Origin of the sequence: Cecembia rubra, assembly GCF_003014575.1 — a bacterium.
Taxonomy (GTDB): Bacteria; Bacteroidota; Bacteroidia; order Cytophagales; family Cyclobacteriaceae; genus Cecembia_A; species Cecembia_A rubra.
This window is the reverse complement of record NZ_PYGF01000002.1, coordinates 259,363-281,611: the sequence shown is the minus strand read 5'-3', so window position 1 is coordinate 281,611 and position 22,249 is coordinate 259,363. Positions and strand designations below refer to the sequence as shown.

Sequence of the window (22,249 nt, the reverse complement as noted above, 5' to 3'; positions counted from 1 at the left end):
TTATCTTTGATGAAAATTCTGTCCTGTCGATGAAGAAATTTTACTTTCTGTTCATTCTCACTCTTTTTTCCAATCTTCAAATTACTATTGGTCAGACCTTCCGCATCTTCGAAAAACCCATCATATTCAATGAGGAGAGGGAAAAATTATCTTTAGAATACCTTAAAAATAGGCATGGAATTGAAAAAGAGCGTGCTACCATTGAGCCTTCCATGATTGTCGTGCATTGGACTGCAGTACCCACTCTTGAAGCTACTTTTGATGTTTTCAACCCCGTTCACTTAGGCGGAAGGCCTGAGATCAGCTCAGCCAGCAACTTGAATGTGTCTGCTCATTTCTTAGTTGACCGGGATGGAATTATTTTCCGACTTTTGCCTGACACTACATTTGCCAGACATACGATTGGCTTAAACTATATGGCTATAGGTATTGAAAATATAGGAGGCCCTGAAGCTCCTCTTACCAAAGCCCAGCTCCGAGCCAATGCCGAGCTGATCCGCTACCTAAGTAAAAAATATTCTATAAAATACCTCATAGGTCATCATGAGTATTATTCATTTCAGGGATCAATACTTTGGAAAGAAACTGATCCTAACTATCTTACACAGAAGGAAGACCCTGGTGACCAATTCATGAAGCAATTGAGAAGAAAATTGGCTGACCTCAACCTTAAACATAAACCATGACAGAGCATGATGAATGATTTTTCAAGAAAAAGCTTTTTGTTGGTTTGCTTGACGGGAGTATTGTTTTCTCTTTTTCAGTCCTGCAAATCCAGTGCTCCTATCACTGCTCCACCTTCCGAATCCTATGCAGATGGCCTAGAGGATGGATATCCCAGCAAGGTTTTTTCCAATCTACCAAAAACCCTTTATTACAGGGCAATCGAAATGGATATGCCTCAAAGCCTTAGAGAGTTCAGAGGGGTTTGGATAGCTACTGTCGCCAATATTGATTGGCCAAGCTCTCCCAATGATCCATATGCAAAGCAGAAAGAAGATTTTATCAAACTGTTGGATTACTACAAATCGCTCAACTTCAATGCAGTTATTGTTCAGATCAGAACGGCAGGAGATGCATTCTATCCTTCCAGGTATGCCCCTTGGTCAAAATACCTTACCGGTACACAGGGAAAAAGACCTGAAACCATGGAGGATCCACTTTCTTGGATGATATTGGAATCTAAGCGCCGTGGATTTGAATTCCATGCCTGGCTTAATCCATATAGAGCCACAATGGATCTGGATATTCAAAGCTTAAGCCCTGAACACGATTTTTTCCTTTATAGGAATTGGATGATCCAATATGGCAACCGTTATTATTACAATCCCGGTTTACCAGAGGTAAAGGCCCACCTACTCAAAATCATTGAGGAAGTGATAAAAAATTACAATATAGATGCCATTCACTTTGATGATTACTTTTATCCTTACAAAGTCAATGGTCAAGAATTCAATGACCAAGCCACCTACAAGCAGTTTGCAAAAAATGGACAATCTCTGGAAGACTGGAGAAGGGAAAATGTCAATACATTAATTTATGAAATCAACCAATTGGTCAAAAGAGAAAAGCCTTGGGTCCAATTTGGAATTTCTCCTTTCGGTGTTTGGCGCAACATTGACAAAGACCCAAAGGGATCCAATACCCGGGCTTCCCAGACAAATTATGATGACCTGTATGCAGATGTGCTAACCTGGATGAAAAATGGATGGATTGACTACCTAATCCCCCAACTTTACTGGAGTATGGACTATGAACCTGCTGCTTACAGGGAACTGGTGAATTGGTGGTCTTCCAACCATTACAATACCACCATCTACATTGGAAATGGCCCCTATAAAATAAGAGATAATGATGACAGAGCTTGGAATGATCCATTTCAATTGATAGACCAGTTGAGCCTTTCCAATATTACCCCAAACATGTCAGGTAATTCTTTCTTTAGTGCCAAATCTTTGTATCAAAAAAACAGGGATGTGGCTGATTTGTTAAAGCAGTATCATTATGAATTCCCAGTACTATCCCCCATTCCGCACAGGAAAATTCTCCCTCCTCCCCCCCTTCCAAATCCAATTCTGATCTTACATGGAGCCGGACATGCATTTCAATTTGATAAAGTCATCAGTCCCGACTACAGGTATGCATTGATCTATACTGCTCCAACCCTTCCGGATTTGCAGCGAAGAAATTCGGTAACCAATTTTCAGAAAATCTATATGGATGACAATGACAGATTCGTAGTGCCTATCCTCAGTTATGAAGACAAACCATATATTGCACTGAGCTTTATTGACCGTTATGGGGTGGAGACCAAACCTATGGTATTTAAGATTGAGGGCAAACTTTTGACCAGAACAGAATGAAAGACATGTTGGTCCGATTGATGGGCCTTCCAGATATATCAGCCTTGGAATCAAAGCTTTTCCAAGAAAACATAATTTTCAGGAGGCCCATACCACCTGAAAAATCCTTTGTAAGGAATTGGGTAGACGATCAATTTGGAAAGTATTGGGCAAATGAAGTAGAAGCGGCATTTTCTTATTTGCCAGTTCATTGCTTTATTGCCCAAAAAGGCAATGAAATTTTAGGTTTTGCCTGTTTTGAAGCCACTGCCAAAAACTTTTTTGGACCTACTGGAACAGCAGAAAATTTAAGGGGAAAAGGAATCGGCAAAGTCCTATTGATAAAATCCCTTCAGGCAATGAAAGAAATGGGTTATGCCTATGCCATTATCGGAGGTGTTGGACCTGTAGATTTTTATAAGCAAACCGTAGATGCGGTTCTGATAGATAAATCTGAAATCAGTATTTACCAAAATCTTATCAGAAAAGAATCATGAACCAAAGATTTAGTAAAAATCCCTGGTACTGGATTCCGCCTCTTTATCTCACTGAAGGAATCCCATATGTATTGATCATTACTGTATCTGTCATCATGTACAAAAAACTGGGAATTGACAATGCCGATATAGGCTTATATACCAGTTTCCTTTACCTTCCTTGGGTCATTAAACCCCTTTGGAGCCCTTTGGTAGATATTTATAGTACCAAAAGAAAATGGTTCCTCAAAATGCAGCTATTGCTGTCTTTGGCATTTTTGGGAGTTGGACTCGCGATTCCAACCAACCAGTTTTTTGTTTTGAGTTTGGCATGTTTCTGGGTAGCCTCTTTTGCATCCGCTACCAACGACATCGCTTCGGATGGCTACTATTTGCTAGCTTTAAAAGAAGACCAACAGTCGTTTTTCATAGGATTGAGAAGTACATTTTATCGGGTTGCCATGGTCACAGGCCAAGGTCTTTTTGTAATTCTGGCCGGTTATCTGGAAACTTACTATGGAGATAACAGCAAAGCTTGGTCATTGACCATGATCCTTATAGCAGGCCTAATGTTTTTTCTTACCTTGATCAATCTTTGGGCTACCCCTAACATTGAAAAAGAAACTAACTATATCAAACAGGAATCCCTGACTTTTGCCAAAGTCTTTACCTCTTTCTTTCAAAAAAAGGGGATTTGGGTTGCTTTAGCATTTATCCTGATGTACCGTCTGGGAGAATCCCAATTAGTGAAAATGGCTTCTCCATTTCTTTTAGACGGCAGGGAAATTGGAGGTCTAGGCCTGAATACCAGTGATGTGGGTCTCATCTATGGTACCTTAGGTATTATTGCTTTGTCGCTGGGTGGAATCCTGGGGGGAATTGTTATTTCAAGAGACGGCTTGGGTAAGTGGATGCTTCCCATGATTCTAGCCTTAAATGTTCCTAACTTTTTCTATTATCTGCTGGCATATTTCCAACCCGAATCAGTATTTTATGCGGGGTTGGTCGTAGTAGTGGAACAGTTGGGATATGGCTTTGGATTTGCTGCTTTTATGATGTATTTGATTTATGTGGCTGATGGCCCTTCCAAAACTTCACATTATGCAATCGCCACGGGTTTTATGGCTTTGGGAATGATGTTGCCCGGAATGATTTCCGGATATGTTCAACAATGGTTGGGATATGAAGGATTTTTCCTTTGGGTGGTGGCGGCTGCCATACCTGGAATTTTATTGGTGAAAATAGTAAAATTCCCTATTGATTATGGCAAAAAGAAAGGTTAGAAAATTCAAGGAATTATTTGCCAACCTAAAGGTTTTCAAAGATTTTGATTATTTTTGAAAACCCTTATTGAACGTTTAGACTTGATTTTTATGACCTTGAAAGAAAAAATTGGACAATTGTTTTCTCCGGCAGCCTTTATTCATGATACTGAAGAGAACATTCGTGCCATGGAGAGGTTGATAACTGAACAACAAATTGGGGGGGTCACATTTTTTCACAGTAGGCATTCTGCTGCTGCCAATTTTGAACAAAGACAGGAAATTCTCAACTATGATTTCACACTAGAAAAGTTAGTCCAAAGGATTGAGCGCTTTCAGAAATTGGCAAAAATTCCACTTTTGATCAGTATTGATGCGGAATTTGGTTTGGCTATGAGAGTTGAGGAAACACCCCAATATCCTTATGCGATCAGTTTGGGGGCCATGCCCAAAAGTCAGATTAAACTAATTAGAGAAGTAGGTTACCGTATTGGTAAGGACCTTAGGCAATGTGGTATTCACCTCAACTTTGCGCCAGTAGCAGATATCAATACTAATCCTGACAATCCTGTAATAGGCTATAGGTCATTTGGCAAAGATAAGGATATAGTTAGCCAATTTGCTTTTGCCATGTATGATGGAATGGAAAAGGCGGGTATCAAAGCTTGCTACAAGCATTTCCCTGGACATGGGGATACAGATGTAGATTCACATTTGGGCCTGCCAATTATTTACAAAAGCAAAAAAGAACTGCTTGAAGAAGAATTATATCCATTCATTGAAGGAATAAATGCAGGTGTAAATATGCTTATGGTTGGCCATTTGGCTGTCCCGGCACTTTCGGCAGGAAAAAAGGTTCCTGCTTCCCTTTCAAAAGAAGTCATCTCCGATTTTCTAAGGAAGGAACTTGGATTCGATGGTATTGTTGTCACAGATGCACTGAACATGAAAAGCGTCAGCAAATTGTATGCTGAGCCAGGCCAATTAGAATGGGAAGCATTTAATGCAGGTAATGATCTACTTTGCTTCTCTGAAAATGTAGTGGAAGGAATAGACTACATTGCCAAACATGCCAGTGAAAGTCAAATCGAAATGTCCTACCAAAGGATCTCAAACTTGAAAAGTACTTTCGATATCAAAAACATCATGCCAAAATCCCCTGTTGTATTTGATTGGGAAAATCACAATGCCTTGAATGAAAAACTTGCTAAACAATACATCAATGTCCTGGAGGACAACAAAGGAGAAGATATTGTAGACTGCAGGTCTTTTGCAAAAGTCTCCTTGTTTTCACCATTATTCAATCCATTTTTTAATGAAATTGATAACTATCAATCCACACCTTCATTCGAAATTAAGTCTTCAAGAGATTTAATGGTGTGGAAAGAACTCGATCAATTTGAAAATTTATTAATTGCGCTTTTTGTTCCATCTGCAAAACCAATCAATAATTTTGGAATGGATATGGAAGTAATTGAAAAATTGACTCAAATTACAAAATCGAAAAATTGCCAAATCTATGTTTTTGGTAACCCACTGGCCTTAGAAAAAATCTCAAATAAAAGTAACGTTTGCAAAGTAGTAGGAGCCTACCAAAACTTCGAACCAGTCCAAAAAATTGCAGCATTGCACTTCCTGGATGAACTGGACCAAGGTATAAATTTTCAACTTTAGAAACCATTCCTTGTCAAAATCCTAAATTGATCCATTACCCTGTAAGTTGCCCTGGTCAGGTCTGATTCAAGATCGGGGGACAAAAAATCAAATGACGCTGGGGAATATCCCTGCCAAATTGTATTACCTTTTTTATTGTCAATTACATAGATAACCAGCATTCCATTGTTATCCAAATATTTGACTTTGTTGTAATTTTCATCTTTTTCCCTTTGATCCTCTGACTCCATTACTTTTTCCATATCCACATTTTCATTCCTCCTTTGCAACCAATAATCAAAATTAGGCTGATCATATCCACGATACTTCACCTGCTCATTAAAAATCATATAATTGATCAAAAGGTCTGGCCTTTCATCCTGCAACCTAAATCCCTGAGAACCTAAGCGGTTAGCTATGGTCCTTTCTATAGCCTGAAAATAACGTAATGAATCACCTGGTACCGGGCTGCCAACAAAACCGAAAGTTTTATACCGCTTAAAATTGCCGGAATAATTAAAGTCATATTCTGCTATAAAATCCTTCTGACTCATACAAGAGACGCTGATAAGGACAATGGCCAATAAATAAAGTAAATGTTTCATGGCTGACAAGGTTTGGATATTTTACATAATTTTGCTGTTGACTTATACCTAACTAGACCGAAAAAAAAATGTTTATCAAGATTCTTGATTGTCAGACTATTATACATATTTTCTTTTTGAGAATCAAGAAAGGTTGAAGTATTAGAGATACATTCATCGAAAATATGTATGTCCTCAATGATACCAATAATCATTTTACATGTGGTTTTAAACCATAATAATGTTAATTGATATTGGATCCACCTCGTAGGACAAGTTATTCCTGGATATTGATTCTAATTTACAGGTAAATTCTATGAAATTCAGTTAGTGGTATGATTGCGGATAATCGTAATAGAAAAAACAGAAAAATTACTTGCTAGAAAATGGACTTATTTATTATCGGCGATGTACATGGTTGCTTCTTCACCTATCTTAAATTATTAGAGCACTGGAACCCTAAGACTGAAAACCTCATTCAGGTTGGGGATTTAGTGGATAGAGGCAATTTTCCTCACCTCACTGTCCGATTATCCTACGAAATTCAATTGGCTTTTAAAAAGCAGACTGTTTTTTTAAAAGGTAACCACGAACAGATGATGGTAGATTTCCTTTTAAAAAGGGACAACGCAGGTGTTTGGGAATTTAATGGAGGCATAGACACCCTGAATAAATTTGAGCTTGCTGGTATCGATCCACTTAAATACATGATCTGGTTAAGGGATCTTCCATTGTATTGGGAAAATAAACATGTCTTTATTTCTCATGCAGGTGTTTCTGATTATGCTCAATATCCCTTCAATCCTTTGGACCCAAATGGCCTTCTATGGAATAGAAAACCTTTGAAAAATATACAAAAAATTCAAGTCATAGGGCACACTCCCAGATTGGAGGGCAAACCAGAATATCAATCGCAATCCAATTCATGGAATATTGATACAGGGGCATATGGGGGGATTTGTCTGACAGGAATTAAACTGAAAAAGGACGGAAATTTCAAAGAAATTATTTCTATCCCAACTGATTATAGAGACATTGAAAAAACTGCTGGTTAATCATGTTTTAATTCAAATACTTTGTCCACACATTCAGGAACATCTTCTTGATAATGACTTACATATATTAATGTCAAGGGATAAAGTGAACATACTTGATTAATGGTCTTCTTAAACAAAATACGCTGATACTCATCCATACCTTGGGACGCTTCATCTAATATTAATAGAGGAGGAACTTTAATTAATGCTCTCGCCAGGAGCACAAACCTTTGGTCCTCCAGACTCACCTTTCCTAATATTTTTTGAGCCAATGAAGACAGACGGAACAGACCCAACCAAGCCATCGCTAATTTCTCTTGTTCAGGTGTAGTTTTTCTGAAAAGCCCCATGGTGTCAAAAAGGCCTGATAGTACAACCTTCAAGCAAGTCTGATTGGCCGGAAAATACCGGCTTAACTCAGGAGCTACAAAACCAATCTGCTTTTTAATATCCCAAATACTTTCTCCAGTACCTCTCTTCTTTCCAAAAAGCCAGATATCATTAGCATAAGCCTGTGGATTCTCCCCAATAATAAGACTCAATAAAGTAGATTTTCCAGCTCCATTAGGACCTCTAAGCAGCCATTTTTCTCCAGCAAGGATAGTCCAACTTAAATTATCTAAAATGGGTTTATCTCCATACTGTATATGGACCTGATTCAACTTGACAATTTCACCTCTCGGTATTCCTTTCCCCTCTTTCAATAGCTCCGACAATTCCTCCTGATTAAATATATCCAGAGAGGAATTGTCTACCTCCTCTTTACTTAACTGTCCTCTTTCAAGCACAGTTTTTATCTTTTTGTCTCCTAAGACTGCAACATGGCTTATGCTTTCTGGCACTTCAAAACTATGTGTAGAAAGTATCACATGAATGCCAGATGCGATTATTCCTTGAAGAATCCCATCAAAATTATGCCTTGTCTGAATATCAAGTCCTGTTAAAGGCTGATCCATTAATAAGATCTTGGGATTTTTTAGCAATGCAGTGGCAATGGCCAGCCTTCTGGTTTCCCCATTGGAAAGTTTGATAAGGGATTCATTTTTCAATTCCTCCAGTTTCAAAAATTGAATGACCGAACTAATATCCCAAGGACCTGGAATTTGTGGCTCCAATTCAACAAGATATTCAAGTACAGTAGCCGCTTCTTCAGATTCAGAAGAATTGAAGCGCTGCTGATAGTAAAAATTCTGCAAATTGGATTTATTTCTGAAGAGGTACTTTTGAGAAACAACTGCTATTAAGTCACGAAAGGAATTCACCTCTCCTGCTTGGTTTTTTTCTTCTTGATAAGATTTTGCAAATGGTCGTGTGACCTGACCTTGTGTGAGCATCGTCCTTCCCAATAAGGTATCCAAAAAAGCAGTCAATTCAGCTCCAGAATTACCTATAACAGCCCAATGCTGTCCTTCTTTCCATTCAAAATCAAGATCTAGAAAGACCACTTGGTCCATTAAACGCACAGTTGCTCCTGAAATCTTGATAAGAGTTTTCATATTCGTCCATTTATGGTATTCCAGGTTTATCGTAAATCAAATTCTCCAAATTACCTATTCTTGCCCCCTATCTCCCAAATTCAAAAAAAACCTACACCTTGTTTTTACTATCTATAATTATCGTTACCGGACCATCATTGACAAGGGCAACTTTCATGTCTGCTCCAAACTCCCCAGTCTGAATAAGTTTCCCTAGATCTTTCTGTAAGGCAATAATGAATTTTTCGTACATAGGTACAGCAAAATCAGGTTTAGCAGCTTTTATATAGGAAGGCCTATTGCCTTTTTTGGTACTGGCATGTAGGGTAAATTGGGAAATCAACAAAATATCAGCTCCCTGCTCCAAAACGCTCCTGTTCATAACCCCATTTTCATCAGGGAAAATCCTGAGATTCACAATTTTTTTACTCAACCATTCAATATCTTCCTGATTATCCGCCTCTTCAATCCCCAATAAAACCATCAACCCCCTACCAATTTGTCCTTTAGCCTTCCCATCTATAGTTACTGAGGAAGAAGAAACCCTTTGAATTACTGCAATCATTTCTAATAATTTTGCATTTCGCCGGAAGTTATCACTTCCACTTTAACTGATTTTTCTTGATTGGCATAATGGATCATAGCCTTAGCCACCTGGTGCTCGTAAATAGGTCTTATGTTTTTGGCAAGTTTGAACCAAACCATAGGCTTCATAAATATTTTTGCCACTTCTTCACCAAATCTGAATTCACTTCTTTGCCCCAATAACAAAGAAGGACGAAAAATCCCCAAATATTCAAAAGGTATTATCTTAAGATCTTCTTCTGTTTCCCCTTTCACTTGATTGTAAAATATTTTGGACTGCGGGTCTGCACCCATAGCGGACACAATCAAAAATTTACTTGCTCCAAATTTTTTGCAAAATACCGCAAATCCAATTGCAAAATCATGGTCCACTTCCCTGAATTTTGATTGGCTTCCCGCATTTTTGATGGTTGTGCCTAAAGTGCAAAAGGCATGGATTTGAAGGCTTTGGTTTCTGATGGCTTCCCATAAAGGAAACATCAAACCACCAATATCTTCCGCCCTCAGTTTCTCCTCCAGATCCCAATCCATCAATCCAGTCATATCACCAACAATTTGCACCAATTTCTCATGTTTCAGTGCTAGCTTTCGCCTTCCAACTGAAATGATGACATCATATCCTGAATCTTTGATCAATTGATGCAAAAGCTGCATTCCAATTAATCCAGATGTTCCTGCCAAAAAAGCTATTTTTTTCATTCATTGTCATAGTTAATTTCAAAACCTTGATTTTTCCCACATTTTGAACTCATCAATTTCATGCTTGACGGAATTGTAAATGGCGATTAAAACAGAAAGATCATCCGCAAAACCGATCAATGGCATAAAATCAGGAATAAAGTCCAATGGAGTAATAAAATAAACCAAGCCAAGGACAATAAGACCCAAGGTTTTATTGGTCACTCTAAACTCGCCAGAAAGGTGGGCCTGTATCATTCTTTTGAATACCAGAATGGGTTCCAAAGCAGTCTTTACTTTGGGATTGTCAGATACCTTCTCCAAGCGCTCTTTTACCTGAAGTATAAGCTTCCTGAGTTTACCGTCCTCTCCAGCAATTTCCTGGGATTTTGCCTGATAAACAAGTTTAGCTTTAGTGAAAAAATCAACCGACTTGTCTCTGAATGATGCCATAACTGTCACTTAGAAGAACAACCTGATTTCATCCTTTACATTTTTGAGCGCGAGCTGAATCGCATCATTTTTTTGTTCCAGGGAAAGCTGGAAAATGCGCTTTGCAAGATCGATCCCTCGAGATTCATTGCTCATATCCTGCATAGCAGTATTAACCATAGTGATGACGCTTTCCACAGCCCTTCTTACACTTTCCCAAGTTTCGTCGGTAAAATATACCTGTTGCGACAAATTGTGGTTGAATTCCTCCCTTACCTCTTGCAGTAATTGGCTGTAAAGATCCCGGGATGAATAATCCGGGTCATTTACCCTTCTTACGAGGTTGTTGGGAGTGATCCTTTCCAGTAAAAGACAGAGCCTCTCTCCTGCCTGTAACCTGATGGGTAAAATGGTCTGGGTATTCTGTGTTTTGATCTCTACCAGCATTTTCTCTCTTTCTTTTTGCAGAAATGACATAATGGTCAGATACATACCATAGATTACCAAACCTGCTGGCAAAACGATTTTCAGTAAATCAGCGATATACTCCATGATTTTTTATTTATGCTCCGAATATCCAAAAATAATACTTGGGATGAAACTTTGAGTTTTGATATTTTTTCAATCTAAATTTGAACTTCCAAATTAGAAACCGCATTTAAAAGATATGCTGATCCCAATAAAAATTACAGAAAAAGCCCAAAAAGAAATAAAGAACATCATAGCCAATAAAAACATCCCAATGGATTATTCTCTTAGAGTGGGAGTAAAAGGCGGTGGATGTGGTGGCATGTCCTATCTTTTAGGTTTTGATAAGCCCAAAGAGGGAGACCAGCAATTCGAAATTGAAGGTATTCCTGTTTTGATTGAAAAAAAGCACTACATGTTTCTCATGGGAATGCAGGTAGATTTTTATGAAGGAAATGATGCCAGGGGTTTTACTTTTGTCAACCCTGACATCCCTAAAAGGCATGATGTCTAATATGAATTTATCAAACTAAACTCCAATCCAAAAAAAGGAATATCAGGTAGCCCTACCGTTTAATGTTCGCCAATATCCTAATATCAATTAATATCCACCAATATCTAATATAGATTTTTAACCCGAATCATGCATTAGGGTTTAACCAATCCAAAGACACTATCAAGATTCAGGATTAATCTTTTATCTATCCCCTTCTCTTCAGCAATTCTATTTCCTGTCTTTCTTCACCTTTCAACTTCAACAAACGTATAATTCTGTCCGGTGTAGGTTTGCCCAAAGAACAAAAAACCAAGGTTATCGCAAAAGCTATGGTATAACCTGGATTATCAAATAATAACAAACCCACTGAACACACCAAGGCTGAAATGAACAGGATCCAGAACCGATGCATGGTGGCACTTGCATATTTCTTAACCTTCTCTTCCAAGTTCCAATCGGAGCTAATAATTTTTTTTAGGGAGGAATGGAAATCGATGTAATGAAGTGCTAAACCAACATATACAAACCCTAAACTGAACGAATTCCAAAATGCAGGTACCTCAGGCAAATCCAAAGAAAATGTTCCGTTCTGGGAATTCAGATAGGCTACTGCGAAAAAAGGAATCGGAATAGCGATCAAAATCAGTACATTCCTTTCCAATTTGTCGTAAATCTTTTTGAGTTCTAAATTTTCCAAGATTGCTTATTCAATGGTTATTCTTATATCAGCACTGGCAGGTTTGGAGGAACAACATAAAATATATCCTTCCTCGATTTCCGACTTACTCAATCCAGCATCTTCAATCATATCTACTTTTCCTGATAGCAATCTCCCACGACAGGCCGTACACAGACCGCTCTGGCAACTGTAGGGCATATCCACATCATTGTCTAGGCCGGCCTCTAAGATCGTTTTGCCTGCCGGAACCTCAAAATGGTAAGATTCCCCATTTAGGACAACTTCGACTTCCCTAGTCAGTTCTGGAGCCAGCTTACCTGCTGCTTTCATTTCTTTTTCTTTGGCCTCTAAATCTGAATAGAAGCTTTCTTTATGGATTAATTCACTATCCACTCCCATTTCAAGAAAAGTTCGTTCTGCAGTTTCCATAACCCCCTCAGGGCCACATAAGAAATAGACAGTTTCCTTCAAATCCGGATCGTAAATACTTGAAAGAGTATCTTTGATTTTTTGGGAATCCAGCCTTCCTTTTAAACCTGTCCAAGCCTCTGATGGTTGGCTGAGGTTATGGATGACCTTTAACCTCCCTTCATATTTTGTTTCAAGGTCCTCCAAGGCTTTTTTGAATATTATTTCACTTTCAGACCTACTGCAATAAATCAAAGTAATTTTAGACAAAGGTTCATTAACAAGAACAGATTTAGTGATGCCCATCATTGGTGTAATTCCGCTACCTCCCGCTACCAATACAAAATGTCTTCGGTTCTGGGAATGGTAATCTGTCGTAAAATGCCCCATAGGTTTCATAATTTCTATGGTTTTACCTGGCCTCAATTGGTCATTGAGATAATTTGAAACCAGTCCATCCTTTACTCTCTTGACAGTTATACCTGGATGAGGATCCACATAAGGAGAAGTGCAAAGGCTGTAAGACCTTCTTTCTTCATTGCCATTGATATCCAAAATGACCGTAAGGTATTGGCCTGCCTTATAATCCAAATAGGGCTCGGGCTGCTCAAAATAAATGGTTACTGTATCTGGAGTTTCTTTAACAATCTCCCTTATTTTTATTGAAGTGTACTGACTTCCTTTATGATCTTCTTTTTTGCGCTTGAATAAATTAAACATGTCTTGTTTTTTTCCGATCTGGCAAATTCAATGGCCAAAATTAATGCACGATGCTCAATTTACTGCCCTATGCTCAGAATATTATTTGACTTAACAAAAATTCTATCAAACAGGTTTATTTCTTCGCCGAAATCAGTAGACAGATTTTTAAAATTCAGCACAAATTTTCTAATTACTCGAAACACATAGTTAATATCCATATTAAAATGCCTGCCAAACAGGGAATTTATCAGAGTATCGCATAAATTTGCAGGCTTAATCAATAATCCAAAAATTATGAAGCTCACAACTCTTACGGCAGTAAGTTCAGTGGATGGAAGATATGGTTCCAAATCAGCCCCACTTCGTGACTATTTTTCTGAATTCGCACTCATCAAATATCGTGTGCATGTGGAAATTGAATATTTTATTGCCTTGTGTGAACTTCCCCTGCCCCAACTTAAAGGTTTTGACAGCAACCTTTTTCCAAAATTCAGGGAAATTGTAGCGCAATTCTCATTGGAAGATGCTCAGAAAATAAAGGAAACAGAGAAAATTACTAACCATGACGTCAAGGCTGTAGAGTATTTCATCAAAGAAAAATTTGATGAACTTGGTTTGGAAAAATTCAAGGAATTTATACATTTCGGTCTGACTTCCCAGGATATCAACAATACTGCAACACCCATGATGCTGAAGGATGGGCTTGAAAAAATAATTCTTCCTTCTATTCATCAGGTCATTGCCAAACTCAAAGAACAGGCAACAGATTGGAAAGACATTTCCATGTTGGCCAAAACCCATGGCCAACCTGCTTCTCCTACCCGATTGGGAAAAGAAATCCAAGTGTTTGTGAGCAGATTGGAAAAACAACTTGAATTGTTGGAGCAGGTTCCTTATTCTGCAAAATTTGGTGGTGCAACAGGTAACATGAATGCCCATCAAGTGGCCTATCCTGAATTTGATTGGAATGGTTTTGCTGAGCGGTTTGTAGCACAATACCTACATCTGGAAAGGAGTTATCCTACTACCCAAATTGAGCACTATGATAATCTTGCCGCTTGTTTTGATGGACTGAAAAGGATCAACACCATTCTCTTAGATCTTTCAAAGGATATTTGGCAATATGTGGCAATGAATTACTTCAAACAAAAGATCAAAGCTGGAGAAATTGGATCTTCAGCCATGCCCCATAAAGTCAATCCTATTGATTTTGAAAATGCAGAAGGTAACCTGGGAATTGCCAATGCTTTGTTGGAGCATTTATCTGCAAAATTACCTATCAGCAGGCTGCAAAGGGATTTGACTGACAGTACAGTTTTAAGAACCATAGGTGTTCCTCTTGCCCATATGTTGATTTCTTTTGAATCACTTATAAAGGGGCTAAACAAGTTGGAACTTAATAAAGCTGCTATTGATGCTGATCTTGAGGAAAACTGGGCTGTAGTGGCAGAAGCTATCCAGACCATTCTGAGAAGAGAAGGGTATCCTAAACCATATGAAGCTTTAAAAGATCTGACAAGAACCAATGAAAAAATCACTAAAGATTCGATTCATAGGTTTATTGAGACTTTGGATGTGACGGAATCAGTCAAAAATGAACTTAGGCAAATCAGTCCTTTCAACTATACAGGAATATATAAATAAATTTTATAACTGAAATTAACCCTGTTTTATGCTTCTTTTGTGTAAAGCAGGGTTTTTTCTTATTTTATTTTTTCGAATACTATATTTTTCAATAGCAAAAAGCCTATTTTAGGCTGTGAAACAATAATTCCTAAGCTTTTTAACTATGAATGGCCAAAAATCCATATTCTCTTACCTTAGCAATGACCTGCCCGCAGGCTTGGTAGTTTTCCTTGTAGCACTACCTTTATGTTTGGGCATTGCTCTTGCTTCGGGGGCTCCACTTTTCTCAGGTATTATCGCTGGCGTGGTCGGAGGGATTATAGTGGGTTTTTTCTCTGGCTCCCATACCTCTGTCTCAGGACCTGCAGCAGGATTAACCGTAATAGTGCTAAATGCCATCACGGAACTGGGATCATTTGAAATATTTCTAACAGCTGTTTTCTTTGCTGGGGTTTTTCAAGTGCTTATGGGAGTATTGAAGGCGGGAGTTATCGGATATTATTTCCCCTCAGCTGTCATCAAAGGAATGCTTGCGGGAATTGGAATAATTTTAATCATCAAACAGATCCCATATGCGTTTGGAGTAAATGAAAGTAAAAGTTTGGCCAATTATATCCCATTTATCAATGATTGGGAATCTGTAATGGAGTTAAGAAATCTTAGTCAGGAATTTGAATTGGGGGCTATTCTAATTACTCTTTTATCAATGATAGTCCTAATTGTGTGGGATCAGCCAATCATCAAAAAACTTGCATTTTCCCGATTGGTCCCCGGACCACTAGTGGTGGTTCTCCTAGGTATTGGAATTAATCTTCTCTTCAAAGCAATATTGCCTTCCTTTTACTTAGACGTAGAAGATCGGGTTGTATTACCTGTATTGAGTTCTTTTGACGGCTTCTTGGATCTTTTTGTTTTTCCGGATTTCACGCAGGTATTCAATAGTGATGTTTGGTTGGCTGCATTTACCATTGGAGTAATTGCAAGTTTGGAAACTTTATTGAGCTTGGAGGCAGCAGATAAAATAGATCCTTACAAAAGGATTTCACCTCCGAACAGAGAGCTTTTTGCCCAAGGATTGGGCAATATGGTAAATGGACTCATCGGTGGCCTACCTGTAACTGCGGTTATTGTAAGGAGTTCAGCCAATGTAGGCGCAGGTGCCAGATCCAAATTTTCTGCTATCTTCCATGGCTTTTTACTTTTTGGGAGTGTGCTCATCATCCCAAAGGCACTCAACCTAATTCCATTGGCCTCCTTAGCAGCTATCCTGCTCATGGTAGGATATAAATTGGCAAAAGTTTCCTTGTTCAAATCTCAGGCTTCATTAGGATGGGATCAGTTCTTACCTTTCATTATCACCATTTTAGGTATTGTCATTTTTGACTTACTGATTGGAATCGGACTGGGTATGGGCGTAGCTATTGTGTATATCCTTTTAAGAAATTTCCAGAATTCTTATTTATTGGAAAGCAAAAAAGCCGATAATGGCGACACCATAAAAATCACCCTCTCTGAGGAAGTCAGCTTCCTGAACAAAGGTGCTCTTATCAAGGCCTTGGAAGAAATTCCAGATGGAAAACATGTGATTATCGATGGTTCCAAATCCAAAGTTATTGACCACGATGTACTGGAGGTAATTGAAAACTTCAGAACCAATGCGCCGAGCAGGAATATTGATGTGGACACCATCAAAATCCGTGGAATAAAAGTCAGTGGATTACACTAAAGGGAGAAATATTTCCGCCATCATGCAGCGCACACTTCCTCCACCCAATTTTTCAATGGTGGGGATTTTGGGTACCAAAATTTCAGTGTACTTCTCTATAGATTTTATTTGAGCTTTGTTTAAAGCATGATAGGCCGTATCGGACATTACCGTAAACTTCTGAGCTTTATCATTTTTAACTTCCAGCATATTTCCCGCAAACTGGAACTTCTGCTTTGCAGTTATCGGAATGATCTTTTTGCCTGTTTTGGACAACTTTTCCTGGAGTTTCAATTTCTCAGAGAAATTGGGCAAACTATCCAAGCAGACGACTGCCAGATCGGTCCCCACATGCATCATCACGTTGGTATGGTAGATGGGGACTTCTCTCCCCTCTACTGTCTGAACTGCGTCAAAATCCAACACCTCAAAGCCGAGCAAACGGCCAAAATAAGCCAAAGGAATAGGATGTGTCCTGACAGACTTACAAGCATAAGCGATACGGTTTTGCCTGTCCAAAACCAGACTGCCCGTACCTTCTAAGTACTGTTCATCCTTTTCAAAAAAAGAAAGATCTACGATTTCTGAAATGCTGAAACCGGACTGCATCAAAAATTCAAGAATATCTTTTCTCCTTTCCAGCCTCCTGTTCGGGGAAAACATAGGATAAAGGATCACTTTCCCGTCTTCATGGGTACTGAACCAATTGTTGGGAAAAACAGCATCTGTTTTACAGGGTTCAGAGGTATCCTCAACTACCAGTACCTGCACTCCCCTCTGTCTGAGAAGTCCAACAAATCCATCAAACTCCTCCTGTGCCAGCGCATTGATCTCATCCGGTGACCTTTGGTCATTCTTTTGATAAAAATTATTGGCCGCAGTCTCTGGATTGAATCCAAAATTGGCAGGTCTCACCATCAAAATTGTTGAAGTGGTCTGTTGGGACATAAAACTTGAATCAGATAAGCAAATTACTTATTTTTTATCATACCTGTAAAGCACCGGATGAATATTGAATCGGGTTTCACTTAAAGTAAAATAACTCTTCCCATTTGGCAGAAAAGCTATTGCCTCTCCCTGAGGTTCAGGTTTATACGGCAAAATTTTCGCTTTTCTTTTTAATGCATCAGGTACCGTTTCACCTGACTTTCTTTCCCAATAAAAAACCAAAAAATAATTTTTTATGATAATCTGGGAACCATCAGCAGAAATATCTCCTGCAACAGACATGGTAAAGGGCAATTCCATAACTCTATTTAGGGTGTATTCTCCTTGTGAAAAAGCAGATTGAGGTGCACGGTAAAGGATATTAACAGAATCTCTTTTTGATAAAATAAAAATATCATGTGATATGGGATCTACCATCAAAGTTTCTGCATCCCTCGGGCCATCGGGATACCGTAGAAGCAATACTTCAGGTTGAGCCTGCATTTCTTTTGCCAATGCTTTGGGCTCTGGTATTCTGAAAATTTTGATATGCTTGTACCGACCGGCATTATCCCCTATCTCGCCCACATAAATGTAATTTTTATTTGGATCCGGTCCCGGACCTACTGCAATATCTTCCCAATCCCTGTTTTTCACACCCACCAAAGTGATTTGCCCAACATGTCGTCCCACTGTATCCATAAGGTAAATCACCGGATCTCCCCCGCTATCATTGTGGGTATACAAGATTCCTGGATGCCTTCTGGAAAATGCCAATCCACTGGCTTCATCGATGGCCCTGTTGTAGATTTTCCCCATACTTTTTGGTCCAGTAAACAGAGAATCCTGGTATAAGGGAATTATGGGCAGTTTTTTGGACTGAGGTATCCTCTCTGCTATCAAAAATGGCAAGGCCAAAAAAAGCAAAAAGCTCTTAATGATATAATATTTATTGGTACTCATATTTTAACTGAACGAGCATAAAATTACAGGATTTATTAAGAATTGTTAATTTTTTATGAGTATCCCCATATAGAACATCTTAATGGTGTTGATTTATCCCATATCGGGACATTATTCTTATGACCTTTAAAACCAAAACCAAATTGTTTGATTTTTGCAATGAATTCTTTGAATCTGATTCTCTACTCGGAAAGTATTGTATTACCTTTGTGACATAAATTGAGGTCAAAAACATCTGATTCAGAATAATTTGGATCTTTATTTTCCAATATTTGAACTTAAGAACCTAATAGTGAAACCCAGCAATTCAAAAAACAACCCTTTGTCATTAGCAATTGGCCTGATGGCAGTCTTATGGCTAAGTTTTTCTCCTGCTTCATATGCGCAGGAAAATCAAAAATCAGGAATAGGGCATTTCAGGGGCAATATCAGCGTGACCAACAATGGCCTTTCCTTGATTCCTACATTTTCCTTAAACCGTCCTGCAGCGATTTTTGAACTGTCTTTGGGGGGAGAGCGCCTGAGTTTTGACCCTGAGATGCGCTTTGCTTTGGATGGACAGCCTTGGTCATTTATCTTCTGGTGGCGTTACAAAATCATCAAGTCCGACAAATTCAAACTTCACGTGGGTTCACATCCCGCCTTTATTTTTGAGAATAAAATGGTGGCAAATGGCAATGGAACCTTAATCCCAAGTATGGAAGCCAAGCGCTTTTTTGCCTCTGAAATCTCTCCCAGGTATACTTTCAATCATAAAGTAACAGTTAGTTTCCTGTACCTGGCAGGCAGAAGTTTGGGCAAAATACCCTATGCTCTCAATCAGTTTGTGGCACTTGGCTCCCAGTTTACCAAAATACCTCTTTCTGAAAAATACTTCTTCAATGCCAGTCCACAGCTGTTCTACCTGAAGATGAATGAAAAAGACGGGTATTTTGGAAGCTCATCTTTTGTCATTGGAAGGAAAGACTTTCCTGTTTCATTAGGATCAATCATCAGCAAAAAAATAGTCTCAGAAATTGAAGTTGACAACTGGATCTGGAATTTGAGTCTGATTTATTCTTTCAACAATGAGTTTGTGAAAAGGTCGAATCCGCTCTTATAATTTGATATTTATTGATATTGGATATTGAATGGATATTGGGATAGGAGAAATATTGAAATAACGTAGAAATAAATTCCCATATCAGCACTTAAAATATTCAAGTTAAGTTGATACTGAAAATTTATATCACCGAAGGCATATATCTATATCGCGAAGCATATATCGTTTGATGATCGCCTAAGGCATATTTCAATATATATGGTGAACGAATTTCAATTGTATTTCGCGCAGCATATATCCATCATATTTCGCGCAGCATATATCAATTAAACCATGAGCAAACCTGAAAGTTTAGAGGAATTCTACAAAAGAAAATTTAGCTGGCTGCCAGAAAACATCCGGAATGACATCGGGCATTTCAATATGTTTGACCTGGAGTCCTATTCCCATGGAAAACAGACCACGATTCCTTACCGTCGCAGGGACTTCTACAAAATCATGTTGGTCAAGGGCCATGGCACCGTGTATTATGCCGACCAAGTCATTGAAGTAAAAAAACAGGCTTTGTCTTTTTCCAATCCATTGATCCCTTACAAATGGGAACATCATGAAGAATTGAAAGGGCAGTATTGCATTTTTAACCAACACTTCATGTCCAATTTTGGCAATATCAGCCAATATGAGATTTTTCAGCCCACGGGTAATCATATCTTTGAACTGACTGATAAACAAGTGAAGGATATTGAAACTGTTTTTCAAAAAATGGAAAAGGACTTTAATTCCGATTACAAATACAAATACGACAGTATCCGCAGTCAGATTCTTGAACTTATCCATTATAGCATGAAAATTCAGCCCAATATCCTGACGGACAGGCAGCCCTTCAATGCTTCCCACAGAATTTCGGCCATGTTTACAGAACTCTTGGAGCGGCAGTTTCCTATTGAAGACAACCATCCGAAATTACAGGTTAGATCGGCCTCGGATTTTGCAGAGCAACTTAATGTTCATGTGAATCATCTCAACCGAGCTGTAAAAGAGTCCACAGGAAAGACCACCACACAGGTCATTGCTGAGCGGCTGATTCAGGAAGCCAAAGTGCTGCTCAAACACAGTCAATGGAATGTGGGGGAAATTGCCTTTGCTTTAGGATTCACAGAAATACCTCATTTCAACAATTTCTTTAAAAAGCACGTAGGCAGCACGCCTTTGAATTTTAGGAATGGATGATCAGCATTTGATGTGTTTTTGTAACCTCGAAGAGTTTACACAGAAAAACTTGGGGTTTGAGGAATGCCAAAGTCAGAAATGGATTTTGAATGAAATTTTAACTATTTAAAGGTTGTTTGATTTTTGCAATAAAATGTTTGTCTGTTGTTATTTATGTGGAAGACAAGATTTTACCTTTACATTGTTTAATCCAATTAATTCATCAACCTAAATATCAGGAAATAAGCCTGGCAGGTTTAAAGTATCTGAAAAAAATCAAAATACAAATAAAATGGGACAGGAAAATAGCAGAAGAAATTTTATCAAAGTAGGTTCCACCTTAAGTGCGGCAATTATTGGCGCTCCGGCCATTGCCAAAACAGTCTTTGGAAATTCAACTTCCATAATAGCAGAACCGAAACAAAAAAACAGTTCTTCTTTCCGCACTTTAGGTATAGGAAAACATGCACTTCAGGTTTCAGCATTGGGCCTGGGATGCATGGGTATGAGTTATCACAGAAGTTTTATCCCGGATAAAAATACCATGATTGCTTTGCTGAGAAAGGCGCCTGAATTAGGGTTTACTTTCTTTGACACGGCTGAAGCTTATGGTCCTTTGGTCAATGAAGCATTGGTGGGAGAAGCGCTTGCTCCGTTCAGAAAAGATGTGATCATTGCCACCAAATTCGGATTTAAAGAGGGGAAACCAAGCTTAGGGCTTGACAGCCGGCCAGAACGCATCAGACAGGTTGTAGATCATTCGCTTAAAAGCCTCAGAACAGACTATATTGACCTGCTATATCAACACCGGGTGGACCCAAATGTGCCTATGGAAGATGTTGCCGGAACAGTCCGAGACATTATTCAGGAAGGAAAAGTAAAGCATTTTGGGTTGAGTGAAGCCGGGGTGGAAAACATACGCAAAGCACATGCAGTACAGCCAGTGACTGCCCTGCAAAGTGAATATTCTCTGATGACAAGGGAACCGGAAAAAGATGTGATTCCCGTTTGCGAAGAATTGGGAATAGGTTTTGTTCCTTATAGCCCAATCAGCAGAGGCCTGATTACTGGTTATATCAACGAACGCACCCAGTACAACCCTGAAAATGACAACAGGGGTTCTCTGCCCCGATATCAGCCGGAAGCTATAATTGCCAATTGGCCCTTGATCGATATTTTAAAGGAATTTGGAGACCATAGAGGACTCACTGTTGGGCAAGTAGCTTTAGCCTGGCTTTTGGCACAAAAGCCCTTTATCGTACCCATTCCCGGAACCACCAAACTGGCACATTTACAGGAAAATATGTGGGCTGTCAATTATGCATTTACTGAAGATGAATTGAAAAACCTGACAGCTGACCTTGATAAGGTGGAGATAAAGGGAGAAAGATATACAGATCGTTCCGCCGAGCAGACAAGGAAATAAGAATAGGGCTATTTGGGAATATTCATTTGATAAAGTATTTACATGAATTGGTTTTGGGTTAAACTCTAAATTCC

At 38.8% G+C, this 22,249-nt stretch carries 22 protein-coding genes; 12 read left to right on the top strand and 10 right to left on the bottom strand.

The annotated features are described in order from the left end of the window. The first annotated feature begins 29 nt into the window (after positions 1-29). From CLV48_RS06015 to CLV48_RS05995, 5 genes are all read left to right on the top strand, one after another. Positions 30-686 (top strand): N-acetylmuramoyl-L-alanine amidase, encoded by a 657-nt coding sequence (locus CLV48_RS06015; RefSeq protein ID WP_106566546.1) that lies wholly within the window; start codon positions 30-32, stop codon positions 684-686. Positions 687-692: 6 nt separating this feature from the next. Then, positions 693-2,363: a glycoside hydrolase family 10-like protein gene (locus CLV48_RS06010; protein ID WP_106566359.1), complete on the top strand. Its 1,671-nt coding sequence runs from the start codon at positions 693-695 to the stop codon at positions 2,361-2,363. After that, a complete protein-coding gene (locus CLV48_RS06005) occupies positions 2,360-2,839 on the top strand; it encodes a GNAT family N-acetyltransferase (protein WP_106566358.1) in 480 nt (159 codons plus the stop codon). The genes CLV48_RS06010 and CLV48_RS06005 overlap by 4 nt, the downstream gene beginning before the upstream one ends. Continuing rightward, positions 2,836-4,101, top strand: a complete 1,266-nt coding sequence (locus CLV48_RS06000) for an MFS transporter (protein WP_106566357.1) — start codon at positions 2,836-2,838, stop codon at positions 4,099-4,101. The genes CLV48_RS06005 and CLV48_RS06000 overlap by 4 nt, the downstream gene beginning before the upstream one ends. 90 nt (positions 4,102-4,191) lie before the next feature. Further along, entirely contained in the window at positions 4,192-5,754 is a 1,563-nt protein-coding gene (locus CLV48_RS05995) for a glycoside hydrolase family 3 protein (RefSeq protein WP_106566356.1), read from the top strand. Here the strand turns inward: CLV48_RS05995 and CLV48_RS05990 are convergent. Then, positions 5,751-6,338 (bottom strand): DUF4136 domain-containing protein, encoded by a 588-nt coding sequence (locus CLV48_RS05990; RefSeq protein ID WP_106566355.1) that lies wholly within the window; start codon positions 6,336-6,338, stop codon positions 5,751-5,753. The two genes, CLV48_RS05995 and CLV48_RS05990, sit on opposite strands and share 4 nt — an antisense overlap. Positions 6,339-6,703: 365 nt before the next feature. Between CLV48_RS05990 and CLV48_RS05980 the strand changes: the two genes are divergently transcribed. After that, positions 6,704-7,372, top strand: coding sequence for a metallophosphoesterase (locus tag CLV48_RS05980; protein WP_106566353.1), 669 nt, complete (start codon positions 6,704-6,706; stop codon positions 7,370-7,372). On the opposite strand, the gene CLV48_RS05975 is transcribed toward CLV48_RS05980, so the two are convergent. The 5 genes from CLV48_RS05975 to CLV48_RS05955 form a co-directional block, all read right to left on the bottom strand. Beyond that, positions 7,369-8,850: an ATP-binding cassette domain-containing protein gene (locus CLV48_RS05975; RefSeq protein ID WP_106566352.1), complete on the bottom strand. Its 1,482-nt coding sequence runs from the start codon at positions 8,848-8,850 to the stop codon at positions 7,369-7,371. The genes CLV48_RS05980 and CLV48_RS05975 overlap by 4 nt on opposite strands. Positions 8,851-8,941: 91 nt before the next feature. Then, positions 8,942-9,394, bottom strand: a complete 453-nt coding sequence (gene dtd, locus CLV48_RS05970; RefSeq protein ID WP_106566351.1) for a D-aminoacyl-tRNA deacylase — start codon at positions 9,392-9,394, stop codon at positions 8,942-8,944. Positions 9,395-9,396: 2 nt separating this feature from the next. Then, entirely contained in the window at positions 9,397-10,113 is a 717-nt protein-coding gene (locus CLV48_RS05965; protein ID WP_106566350.1) for a Rossmann-fold NAD(P)-binding domain-containing protein, read from the bottom strand. 18 nt (positions 10,114-10,131) lie between these two features. Then, positions 10,132-10,545: a YkvA family protein gene (locus CLV48_RS05960; protein WP_106566349.1), complete on the bottom strand. Its 414-nt coding sequence runs from the start codon at positions 10,543-10,545 to the stop codon at positions 10,132-10,134. A gap of 9 nt (positions 10,546-10,554) precedes the next feature. After that, positions 10,555-11,076 (bottom strand): DUF7935 family protein, encoded by a 522-nt coding sequence (locus CLV48_RS05955; protein ID WP_106566348.1) that lies wholly within the window; start codon positions 11,074-11,076, stop codon positions 10,555-10,557. Between the two features lie 115 nt (positions 11,077-11,191). On the opposite strand from CLV48_RS05955, the gene CLV48_RS05950 reads away from it, so the two are divergent. Further along, positions 11,192-11,506: a HesB/IscA family protein gene (locus CLV48_RS05950; protein ID WP_106566347.1), complete on the top strand. Its 315-nt coding sequence runs from the start codon at positions 11,192-11,194 to the stop codon at positions 11,504-11,506. Positions 11,507-11,693: 187 nt separating this feature from the next. Here the strand turns inward: CLV48_RS05950 and CLV48_RS05945 are convergent, their stop codons facing one another. Beyond that, positions 11,694-12,185, bottom strand: coding sequence for a hypothetical protein (locus CLV48_RS05945; protein ID WP_106566346.1), 492 nt, complete (start codon positions 12,183-12,185; stop codon positions 11,694-11,696). A gap of 6 nt (positions 12,186-12,191) precedes the next feature. Beyond that, a complete protein-coding gene (locus CLV48_RS05940; RefSeq protein ID WP_106566345.1) occupies positions 12,192-13,295 on the bottom strand; it encodes a ferredoxin--NADP reductase in 1,104 nt (367 codons plus the stop codon). Positions 13,296-13,571: 276 nt separating this feature from the next. On the opposite strand from CLV48_RS05940, the gene purB reads away from it, so the two are divergent. Both purB and CLV48_RS05930 read left to right on the top strand, forming a co-directional pair. Then, complete coding sequence (purB, locus tag CLV48_RS05935; protein WP_106566344.1) at positions 13,572-14,921, top strand: adenylosuccinate lyase; 1,350 nt, start codon at positions 13,572-13,574, stop codon at positions 14,919-14,921. 145 nt (positions 14,922-15,066) lie between these two features. Next, positions 15,067-16,629 (top strand): SulP family inorganic anion transporter, encoded by a 1,563-nt coding sequence (locus CLV48_RS05930; protein ID WP_106566343.1) that lies wholly within the window; start codon positions 15,067-15,069, stop codon positions 16,627-16,629. On the opposite strand, the gene ctlX is transcribed toward CLV48_RS05930, so the two are convergent. Together ctlX and CLV48_RS05920 are read right to left on the bottom strand one after the other, a co-directional pair. Continuing rightward, positions 16,621-17,556: a citrulline utilization hydrolase CtlX gene (gene ctlX, locus CLV48_RS05925; RefSeq protein ID WP_106566342.1), complete on the bottom strand. Its 936-nt coding sequence runs from the start codon at positions 17,554-17,556 to the stop codon at positions 16,621-16,623. The genes CLV48_RS05930 and ctlX overlap by 9 nt on opposite strands. 27 nt (positions 17,557-17,583) lie before the next feature. Beyond that, entirely contained in the window at positions 17,584-18,498 is a 915-nt protein-coding gene (locus CLV48_RS05920) for a hypothetical protein (RefSeq protein ID WP_106566341.1), read from the bottom strand. A 322-nt stretch (positions 18,499-18,820) separates the two neighbouring features. Here CLV48_RS05920 and CLV48_RS05915 point away from each other — a divergent pair, with 322 nt between their 5' ends. The 3 genes from CLV48_RS05915 (at position 18,821) to CLV48_RS05905 (ending at position 22,175) form a co-directional block, all read left to right on the top strand. Continuing rightward, on the top strand, positions 18,821-19,600 hold the full coding sequence (locus tag CLV48_RS05915; protein WP_245889499.1) for a hypothetical protein: 780 nt from the start codon (positions 18,821-18,823) through the stop codon (positions 19,598-19,600). Between the two features lie 273 nt (positions 19,601-19,873). Then, positions 19,874-20,770, top strand: coding sequence for a helix-turn-helix domain-containing protein (locus tag CLV48_RS05910; protein ID WP_106566340.1), 897 nt, complete (start codon positions 19,874-19,876; stop codon positions 20,768-20,770). A 271-nt stretch (positions 20,771-21,041) separates the two neighbouring features. Beyond that, positions 21,042-22,175, top strand: a complete 1,134-nt coding sequence (locus CLV48_RS05905; RefSeq protein ID WP_106566339.1) for an aldo/keto reductase — start codon at positions 21,042-21,044, stop codon at positions 22,173-22,175. The last annotated feature ends 74 nt before the right edge of the window (positions 22,176-22,249 follow it).

Bases quoted from the DNA above. Each gene is read 5' to 3' on its own strand.
- CLV48_RS05950 (WP_106566347.1), top strand. From the start codon at position 11,192: ATGCTGATCCCAATAAAAATTACAGAAAAAGCCCAAAAAGAAATAAAG.
- CLV48_RS05965 (WP_106566350.1), bottom strand. From the start codon at position 10,113: ATGAAAAAAATAGCTTTTTTGGCAGGAACATCTGGATTAATTGGAATG.
- CLV48_RS05995 (WP_106566356.1), top strand. From the start codon at position 4,192: ATGACCTTGAAAGAAAAAATTGGACAATTGTTTTCTCCGGCAGCCTTT.
- CLV48_RS05920 (WP_106566341.1), bottom strand. From the start codon at position 18,498: ATGAGTACCAATAAATATTATATCATTAAGAGCTTTTTGCTTTTTTTG.
- CLV48_RS05955 (WP_106566348.1), bottom strand. From the start codon at position 11,076: ATGGAGTATATCGCTGATTTACTGAAAATCGTTTTGCCAGCAGGTTTG.
- CLV48_RS06005 (WP_106566358.1), top strand. From the start codon at position 2,360: ATGAAAGACATGTTGGTCCGATTGATGGGCCTTCCAGATATATCAGCC.
- CLV48_RS05960 (WP_106566349.1), bottom strand. From the start codon at position 10,545: ATGGCATCATTCAGAGACAAGTCGGTTGATTTTTTCACTAAAGCTAAA.
- CLV48_RS05990 (WP_106566355.1), bottom strand. From the start codon at position 6,338: ATGAAACATTTACTTTATTTATTGGCCATTGTCCTTATCAGCGTCTCT.
- purB (WP_106566344.1), top strand. From the start codon at position 13,572: ATGAAGCTCACAACTCTTACGGCAGTAAGTTCAGTGGATGGAAGATAT.
- CLV48_RS05980 (WP_106566353.1), top strand. From the start codon at position 6,704: ATGGACTTATTTATTATCGGCGATGTACATGGTTGCTTCTTCACCTAT.
- CLV48_RS05940 (WP_106566345.1), bottom strand. From the start codon at position 13,295: ATGTTTAATTTATTCAAGCGCAAAAAAGAAGATCATAAAGGAAGTCAG.
- CLV48_RS06000 (WP_106566357.1), top strand. From the start codon at position 2,836: ATGAACCAAAGATTTAGTAAAAATCCCTGGTACTGGATTCCGCCTCTT.
- CLV48_RS05910 (WP_106566340.1), top strand. From the start codon at position 19,874: ATGAGCAAACCTGAAAGTTTAGAGGAATTCTACAAAAGAAAATTTAGC.
- ctlX (WP_106566342.1), bottom strand. From the start codon at position 17,556: ATGTCCCAACAGACCACTTCAACAATTTTGATGGTGAGACCTGCCAAT.
- dtd (WP_106566351.1), bottom strand. From the start codon at position 9,394: ATGATTGCAGTAATTCAAAGGGTTTCTTCTTCCTCAGTAACTATAGAT.
- CLV48_RS05930 (WP_106566343.1), top strand. From the start codon at position 15,067: ATGAATGGCCAAAAATCCATATTCTCTTACCTTAGCAATGACCTGCCC.
- CLV48_RS05975 (WP_106566352.1), bottom strand. From the start codon at position 8,850: ATGAAAACTCTTATCAAGATTTCAGGAGCAACTGTGCGTTTAATGGAC.
- CLV48_RS06015 (WP_106566546.1), top strand. From the start codon at position 30: ATGAAGAAATTTTACTTTCTGTTCATTCTCACTCTTTTTTCCAATCTT.
- CLV48_RS06010 (WP_106566359.1), top strand. From the start codon at position 693: ATGATGAATGATTTTTCAAGAAAAAGCTTTTTGTTGGTTTGCTTGACG.
- CLV48_RS05905 (WP_106566339.1), top strand. From the start codon at position 21,042: ATGGGACAGGAAAATAGCAGAAGAAATTTTATCAAAGTAGGTTCCACC.